The 6,875-nt window shown below is 67.8% G+C and carries 9 protein-coding genes and 2 pseudogenes; 6 read left to right on the forward strand and 5 right to left on the reverse strand.

The window, feature by feature from the left end; translation table 11 throughout:
• On the forward strand, positions 1-1,482 hold a 1,482-nt coding region (locus ACFE8Y_RS04725), incomplete at its 5' end, for an amidase (protein WP_375463238.1).
• 123 nt (positions 1,483-1,605) lie between these two features.
• Here the strand turns inward: ACFE8Y_RS04725 and ACFE8Y_RS04730 are convergent.
• Positions 1,606-2,319 (reverse strand): chemotaxis protein CheB, encoded by a 714-nt coding sequence (locus ACFE8Y_RS04730; RefSeq protein WP_375463239.1) that lies wholly within the window; start codon positions 2,317-2,319, stop codon positions 1,606-1,608.
• Between the two features lie 168 nt (positions 2,320-2,487).
• On the opposite strand from ACFE8Y_RS04730, the gene ACFE8Y_RS04735 reads away from it, so the two are divergent.
• Both ACFE8Y_RS04735 and ACFE8Y_RS04740 read left to right on the forward strand, forming a co-directional pair.
• Positions 2,488-2,751, forward strand: a complete 264-nt coding sequence (locus ACFE8Y_RS04735) for a hypothetical protein (protein WP_375463240.1) — start codon at positions 2,488-2,490, stop codon at positions 2,749-2,751.
• A complete protein-coding gene (locus ACFE8Y_RS04740; protein ID WP_375463241.1) occupies positions 2,748-3,275 on the forward strand; it encodes a phasin family protein in 528 nt (175 codons plus the stop codon). Before ACFE8Y_RS04735 ends, ACFE8Y_RS04740 begins: the two co-directional genes overlap by 4 nt.
• A 13-nt stretch (positions 3,276-3,288) precedes the next feature.
• On the opposite strand, the gene ACFE8Y_RS04745 is transcribed toward ACFE8Y_RS04740, so the two are convergent.
• Complete coding sequence (locus ACFE8Y_RS04745; RefSeq protein ID WP_375463242.1) at positions 3,289-3,459, reverse strand: hypothetical protein; 171 nt, start codon at positions 3,457-3,459, stop codon at positions 3,289-3,291.
• Positions 3,460-3,594: 135 nt separating this feature from the next.
• Between ACFE8Y_RS04745 and ACFE8Y_RS04750 the strand changes: the two genes are divergently transcribed.
• The gene (locus tag ACFE8Y_RS04750) at positions 3,595-3,891 is read left to right on the forward strand and encodes a hypothetical protein (protein ID WP_375463243.1); all 297 of its coding nucleotides are present in this window, start codon (positions 3,595-3,597) and stop codon (positions 3,889-3,891) included.
• Between the two features lie 133 nt (positions 3,892-4,024).
• Here the strand turns inward: ACFE8Y_RS04750 and ACFE8Y_RS04755 are convergent, their stop codons facing one another.
• Entirely contained in the window at positions 4,025-4,585 is a 561-nt protein-coding gene (locus tag ACFE8Y_RS04755) for an OsmC family protein (RefSeq protein WP_375463244.1), read from the reverse strand.
• A 158-nt stretch (positions 4,586-4,743) separates the two neighbouring features.
• On the opposite strand from ACFE8Y_RS04755, the gene ACFE8Y_RS04760 reads away from it, so the two are divergent.
• Positions 4,744-5,709 (forward strand): LysR family transcriptional regulator, encoded by a 966-nt coding sequence (locus ACFE8Y_RS04760; RefSeq protein WP_375463245.1) that lies wholly within the window; start codon positions 4,744-4,746, stop codon positions 5,707-5,709.
• A gap of 101 nt (positions 5,710-5,810) precedes the next feature.
• Here the strand turns inward: ACFE8Y_RS04760 and ACFE8Y_RS04765 are convergent, their stop codons facing one another.
• Complete coding sequence (locus tag ACFE8Y_RS04765) at positions 5,811-6,047, reverse strand: hypothetical protein (RefSeq protein ID WP_375463246.1); 237 nt, start codon at positions 6,045-6,047, stop codon at positions 5,811-5,813.
• Positions 6,048-6,075: 28 nt separating this feature from the next.
• Positions 6,076-6,402 (reverse strand): annotated as a pseudogene (locus ACFE8Y_RS04770) (methanol oxidation system protein MoxJ); the annotation flags it as partial.
• 265 nt (positions 6,403-6,667) lie between these two features.
• On the opposite strand from ACFE8Y_RS04770, the pseudogene ACFE8Y_RS04775 reads away from it, so the two are divergent.
• Positions 6,668-6,875, forward strand: a pseudogene (locus ACFE8Y_RS04775) (serine protease); the annotation flags it as partial.

Genomic DNA, 6,875 nt, shown 5'->3' on the forward strand with positions numbered 1-6,875 from the left:
TCCACCGAAACGGATTCCGACATCGTCGCCCTGAGCGCCGTGGCCCTATCGGCGGCCATCCAAGCGAGGACGGTCTCGTGCGTCGAGGTCATGCGCGCCTACCTCGCGCAGATCGAGCGCCTGAACCCGGCGGTCAACGCCATCGTCGCGCTCCAGGATTCCGCGTCGCTGCTCGCCCAGGCCGAGATGCGTGACGTGCAAATGGCGCGCGGCGGGAGTCTCGGTCCGCTCCACGGCTTCCCGCTGGCGGTGAAGGACCTCGACGCCGTCCGAGGCCTGCCGTTCACCCAGGGCTCGCCGATTTTTCGCGATCGGATCGCGCCCTCGGATTCGATCATGGTCGAGCGCCTGCGCCGGGGCGGCGCGATCTTCACCGGCAAGACCAACACACCGGAATTCGGCCTCGGCTCGCACAGCTTCAATCCGGTCTACGGCGCCACCGGCAACGCCTACGACCCGACGCTGTCCGCCGGCGGGTCGAGCGGCGGCGCCGCGGTGTCGGTGGCGCTGCGGATGCAGCCGGTCGCCGACGGCAGCGACCATGCCGGTTCGCTGCGCAACCCGCCGGCCTTCAACAACCTGTTCGGCCTGCGCACCAGCTACGGCCGCATCCCGATCGAGGCGCGGGACGTGTTCACGCCGAGCCTCGCCGTCTCGGGCTGCATCGGCCGCTCGCCCGCCGACATCGGCCTGATGCTGTCGGTGCAGGCGGGCGCCGACCCGCGCGTCCCGTTCTCGGTCCCGCAGGACCCGACCGTCTTCGCCGGCGACCTCGCGCGCGATTTTTCCGGCACGCGCATCGCCTGGCTCGGCGATCTCGGCGGCCACCTGCCGTTCGAGCCGGGCATCCTCGACCTGGGCGAGGCGGCGCTCGGCGCGTTCGAGGCGGTCGGTTGCCGGATCGAGCACGCGCGGCCCGCCTTCGACATGGAGCGGGTCTGGCGCGACTGGCTGACGCTGCGCGCCTGGATGACGGCTGGCAACCTGCGGCCGCTCTACGAGGACCCGGCGCACCGCGCCCTGCTCAAGCCCGAGGCGGCCTGGGAGGTCGAGCGCGGCTTGGCGCTCACGGCCGATCAGGTCACGGCCGCCCAGGAGGGCCGCACCGCGTGGTACGAGGCGGTGCGCCGCTTCATGGAGACCTACGCGTTCCTGGTGATGCCGAGCGCCCAGGTCTTCCCGTTCGCGATCGACCTGCGCTGGCCCAACCGGGTCGGCGGGCGGGACATGGACACCTATCACCGCTGGATGGAGGTGGTGATCCCGGTGACGATGAGCGGCCTGCCGGCGCTGAACGTCCCGGCCGGGTTCGGCCCGGCCGGCCTGCCGACCGGCATCCAGATCGTCGGACGCAATCAAGGCGAGCTGGGCTGCCTTCAGCTCGGAGCCGCCTACGACGCCGCCACGAACTGGGTCTCGCGGCGCAGGCCGCCGGCGCTCGGGGTCGAGCCCGGGGCATCGGGCGCCCGCGACGACCTGTAGCCCCGGCGATGTTTGCTTGAGGAAACTGCGAAGAATCCGAAGGCTTGCGGCAGGGGCGGTGAGGACGAGCGCGCGGAAACGGCCCTCGGTGATGAAGCGACCGTCTGGGTTCGGGAGCGAGGCTTAGGGCCGATCACCAGCGCAAAACAGAGCCACCCCGGCCGCGATCTTCTCGACAGGTAGGCAGGCGTCGGGGTAATCGGCGAGGATCGCTGCCCATGGCATGGCGGGTTGCTCGGCCTCGTCGGGTGCCTGGACGATGGCCACGCCCCCATGCTCCTTGATGGCCGAACCTTCCGCGCCGTCAGCGCCGTAACCGCCGAGTACGATGCCAAGCACATGGTCGCCGTAGACTTCGGCCGCCGAGATGAACAGCGGACCCGCGGCAGGTCGGGTGTGGTGAACCTTGGCTCCGTGATCCAGGTGAATACGCCCGCGGTCGAGGTACGTATGCCTATCGGGAGGAGCGACGTAGACGTGCCCGGCCTCGACGGGCTCGCCATCCTCGCCATGCGAGACGGGCAGATTGCCCCCCATGCCGAGGATGGCCGGCAGGATGCTGGGATTTGGCCCGACGTGAGAAACGATAAGCACCGAGGCCGCACAGGTTGCCGGCAACGCCGCGATGATCCGTCGGAGAGGGCTGAGGCCGCCGGCAGATACCGCGATGATGATGATGGGACCCATATGCCCTTCAACCGTGACAGTGGGGCAATGTTCAGTGCCGAACGCCAAAGGTTGGAGCGGTTGCCGGATACCGCCGTTGAAATACAATATACACTCCTCGGGGCCGGCGATTATGCGCATCCGGTCACCGGAAACGGTTCGACCGGCCATCCTGGCATCCTGTTAGGATCGGCGTCCGGGCGGCTTTGCGGGCGTCGGGCCGATGCGCGGGGATTTTGCCCCCATCTCTCTCGCGCATCGGGCTTTTGCGGGATCGGGCACTGCGAGCGTGCCCGCATCCCCGATGCCTCGACCCCGCGGCGATGCCGGAGGACGACGATGCCAAGCCACTTCTGCATCGATCCGCACGACCCGTACGCCCAGGCGGAAGTCCTGGTCGAGTTCGAGACAACCGCCGGCGGGGTCAGGCTGATCTCGGCGCGCGATGCTGCGGACGACGACATCCTCTCCGATCTGGAGGACGTGCAGCGCCATGCGCTCGAAAGCGAGATCCTCGACGATTACCGGCATGACATGCCATCGCGCGACGGTCCCCTCCACCAAGGTCCGATCATGGACCAACAGGAAGTAGGACGAGCATGAACGCCCAGAACAACGGTTCGCAGGCCCTGCACGACGGTCGCGCGGACGGCATCCCCGACGCAGTTAAGGCCGGCGCGGACACGATGCGCGACAAGAGCATCTGGCCGATGCCCAACGGGCTGGAGGCGGCCGCGCGTCAGGCGCGAGAGGCCACGGAGCAGTTCAGTCGCGCCCTCGGCTTCTCCGGGGAGGAAGGCGAACGGCTCGCGCTCCAGTCGAAGAAGAACATGGAAGCGGTGAAGCAGTGCCGCTCCGTGCTTACGCAGGCGTTCCAGGCCTCGTCGCAGAGCTGGATGGAGATGGTCCAGGGCCAATGGAAGCGGAACTTCGATGGCATGGAACGCCTGATGCACGCCAAGTCCGTCCATGAGTTCGGCGCGATCCAGGGCGAACTCGTGCGGGAAAACCTGGAGCACATCCTCAAGGACAGCCGCTCCATTGCGGAGGGTTCGATGCAGGCAGCGGACGAGGCTGGGAAGTCGCTCTCCGCCATGACGGGCCAAAGCACCGACGAAGCGGCGTGAGACGGGACCGGCCTCAGCCCCGCCTGCGGTCCGAGGCCGGGTCGTCGCCGGAGTTGGCATCCAGACCAATCGGACGAACGGCATCGGCGAAGGTCGCCCGTTTCTTGTTCGCAGACTCACGCGGCCATGCGCCGTTGCATCGAATTTCGATGTCGATCGCGGTCACTGCCCTGCTGACCGGCATCGGCCTGTCGTGCGTCCTGGCGAATGTTTTCGACGGGCATCCGATCGTCTTCTACCGGATCTCGATGAGCCCGGCTCATTGGGATCCGGCCCCCGCGACTGCGGGACGGCGGTGGTCGGCCGGACCTCATGGGTCATGACCCATGAGACTTGGTATTCGCGCTGCCATTACCAGATGTCGCAGGACTGCGACCGGAGAGCGACCGACATGGCCGTGGTTGCAGGATATCCCGACGCCGTCTCGGCGGATTACGCCGCGGACGCCGAGCGTGCGGCGACGGAGGCGGGCATGGCGCTCGATGAATACGAACCCGTGCTCAAGGGGGAAGCCATTGCGGCGTTCGTTCCGCGCGGCGACCGCGAAAGTGCCGCGGCGTATGGACTGCGGGCTGCGGGCGAGATCCTCGTCCGTTACCTCATGGAGGACGCGTAGAAGATGCCCTGATCCCGGATCTCGGTGAACCCGACTCCTTGGGGTCCGGCCCCGCGACTGCGGGGGGGCGATGGTCGGCCGGACCTCATGGGTCACGACCCGTGCGACTTGATACGAGACGTTCGCGCCTGGATCAGCGCTTCGCGGTCGTCTGAAGCGTCACGTCGAGATGGACCGGGTTGTGCAGGGTGTTCGCCACCGGGGACCACAGCACCGCATGCTTGACGAGGCCATCGAGCACTTTTCGCGATGCGTCCGCATCCAGCCTCACCGAGACGCGTATGGCCTCGAACCCGATGGTCTTCGGATGGAGGTCACCCGTTCCCCAGGCCGCCGTGGTGTTGATGTCGGCCTCGACGTTGAGTTCCAGCGCCCGGATCGGGATGCCCTGTGCCAGGGCGTTGGCGTGGATGCCGATGGAGAGGCACGAGCCGAAGGCGGCCAGCAAGGCTTCCGAGGCGTTCGGCGCGGTGGTCTCGCCAAGGAGGCCCTCGGGCTCGTCCTCCATCACGGGCTGCGGCGGGAGGTCCCGGATGTAGTTGAGCTGGCGCAGGCGGCCCTGTGCGACCGTGCGGCATCGCAGGGTGCGGACGGCGGCCGGGTCGGACTTCCCCTCGGCGATGACGGCCTGAAGCTGACGCCCGTCGACGGTATCCGGAAGGGAAGATCCGTTCTTGATCGGAGGTAGTGCCATGCATTTTTCCTTCATCGCAGGTATCCGGCGCCAAATTCTCAATCCATGAAAATATTTCCGCCTTGATGATTGTCGCGCGTTGAGTATAGGCTTTCCGTCGAGGAAGTCGGCATTCAAAGCCGACGAGGGGAGGTGCAAAAACGGATGGCGGGTCGCGGATGCTTGACTGGGACGACCTGAGGTTCTTCCTGGCGCTTGCCAGACACGGTACCCTGTCCGCAGCCGCCAAGGTCCTTCACGTCTCGCAATCGACCGTCGGGCGACGCCTGACCTCGTTGGAGGCGACCCTTGCGGTGCGGCTGCTCAACCGCACCCCGGATGGCTACGTGCCGACCTTGGCCGGTGTCGACGTGCGCGAGAAGGCCGAACGGCTCGAGGCGGAGGCGCTGGCGCTCGAACGCGACGTCAGCGGTCGCGACGCCCGTTTGAGGGGTCTGGTCCGCGTCACCTGCGCCGAGACGATGGCCGCTCATATCCTGGCCCCGAGCTTCGCCCGCCTCCACGCGATGCATCCCGACGTGATGATCGAGCTCATCCCCAACTCGCGGGAACTCAGCCTGTCGATGCGCGAGGCGGACATCTCGGTGCGGTTGAGACAGCCGGAACAGCACGACCTCGTCCTGCGACGCATCGGCGGCATCGCCTTCGGGCTCTACGCAACGGCGGCGTACCTGCGCGATCACGGCGCGATGGATTTCGAAGACGGCTGCTCGGGGCATCGCCTCATCACCCAGCTCGACGACACGCAGGAGATGACGCAATCGGCGTGGCTGACCGAGACGGCATCACGCGCGACGGTGGTGCTGCAGACCAGCAGCCACGAGGCCGCCGTGCTCGCCGCGGCCAACGGCGGCGGTCTGGCATGCTTGGCACGCTTCCGGGCAGATGCGGAAGCGCGATTGATCCGACTCCCGGTGCCGGTCGCGCCGCCCAGCGCCGACGTTCTGCTTCTCGTCCACAAGGACAACCGCGACACGCCGCGGATACGGGTGGTGCTCACCCACATCACGGAATGCATCCACGAGCTCGGACCGATGCTTCAGCCCAGAGACGCGGGCGAACAGGGCAATCGAGCCTCAGCCGGGCGATCCATTCGACGAGACCCATCCAACACCCGAGCGTAGGTCAGCGATGGCCCAGGTCCCGCAGGTTTCGCGCCGTTGGCTGATGATTGTCCGGCACTATGGCAAGCAGCGCGAGCTGGGGCCTTGGCGCTGCCGTGGTCTCACTCGCCGACGCACGGCGGAACCGAGACGAAGCCCGGCGCCCTATCTCCGAGGGCCGCGATCCGATCGCGGAGAGGCAGAGGCCCGATCCGGCGACGGTCAAGGCCGTGACCTTCGGCGCCTTCGTGGACCAGCTTGTCCCGGAGCTCGCCGAGGGGTTCCGGAACGACGAGCACATCCTCCGGCACCAGCCAGTCACGCCCCTCCAGCCACGCGCGCATCCGGGCCGCGCGCACGAGGAAGGCGACGCCGCGGGGGGAGGCTCTCCAGCCCGTCGCGCACGAGGGAGATCGCGGGCTTGGACAGCCACACCAACACGGGCTTGCGGGCCCATGCCCTCGGCGACCGCGGCCGCGATGCGGTTCTCGAGGCCCGAGCCGTCCCTCATCGAGAGCGGCGGCTGCTTGTCGGAGGCGCAGATGCGCAGGCTCGAGGAGTCGGCGGGGGGGTGGCGGCGGCCTTGCCCGGCTCCGACTGGATCGCCTGAGCCTCGGAACCCTGGGCGGATGCCGGGCCGGCCGCCAGGGCGGCGAGCGCCAGGAGGGCCGCGGCGGAACTGGCCGCGAGGGCGCGTGCGCGGAGGCGCGACATGGGCGTCTTTCCCTGACGATCGTTATGTTTCTTGGCGATACGTTTCTTTGCGGGGCTTCGAGAGCAGGGTGCGCGGTGCATGGCGTGCCTGCTGCCCGGTCGAGGGTATAGACGATGCCGTTGCGATCGGAATGGGTGAGAAGCTTGCGCATCTTCCCGTCCTTGTCCTTCCGCTCGGACAGCATCATCACGTTGACGCCGGCGTAGTCCCACGCGTCTTGGGGCGTCTTCTGGTAGCTGAACTTGTCGAGGGCTTGCGTGCATCGTGCTCGTCGCGTCGTCAGGATCGGTGCTCTCCCAGGATGGCCGGGGACGCATCGCCGCGCTCTACCCACAGGATTGCCGACGCGACCTGACGGGGACAGACCTCGAGCATTATCCCGGCGCCGGCATGCTCTGGTGTCGCCGACCGGACGGCGTACCGCAGAAGGCAGCCGCGGCTTGGCTCATCGGCACGCCCACGCTCGTCATGC

The sequence above is a fragment of the uncultured Methylobacterium sp. genome, assembly GCF_964242245.1.
Classification (GTDB): Bacteria; Pseudomonadota; Alphaproteobacteria; order Rhizobiales; family Beijerinckiaceae; genus Methylobacterium.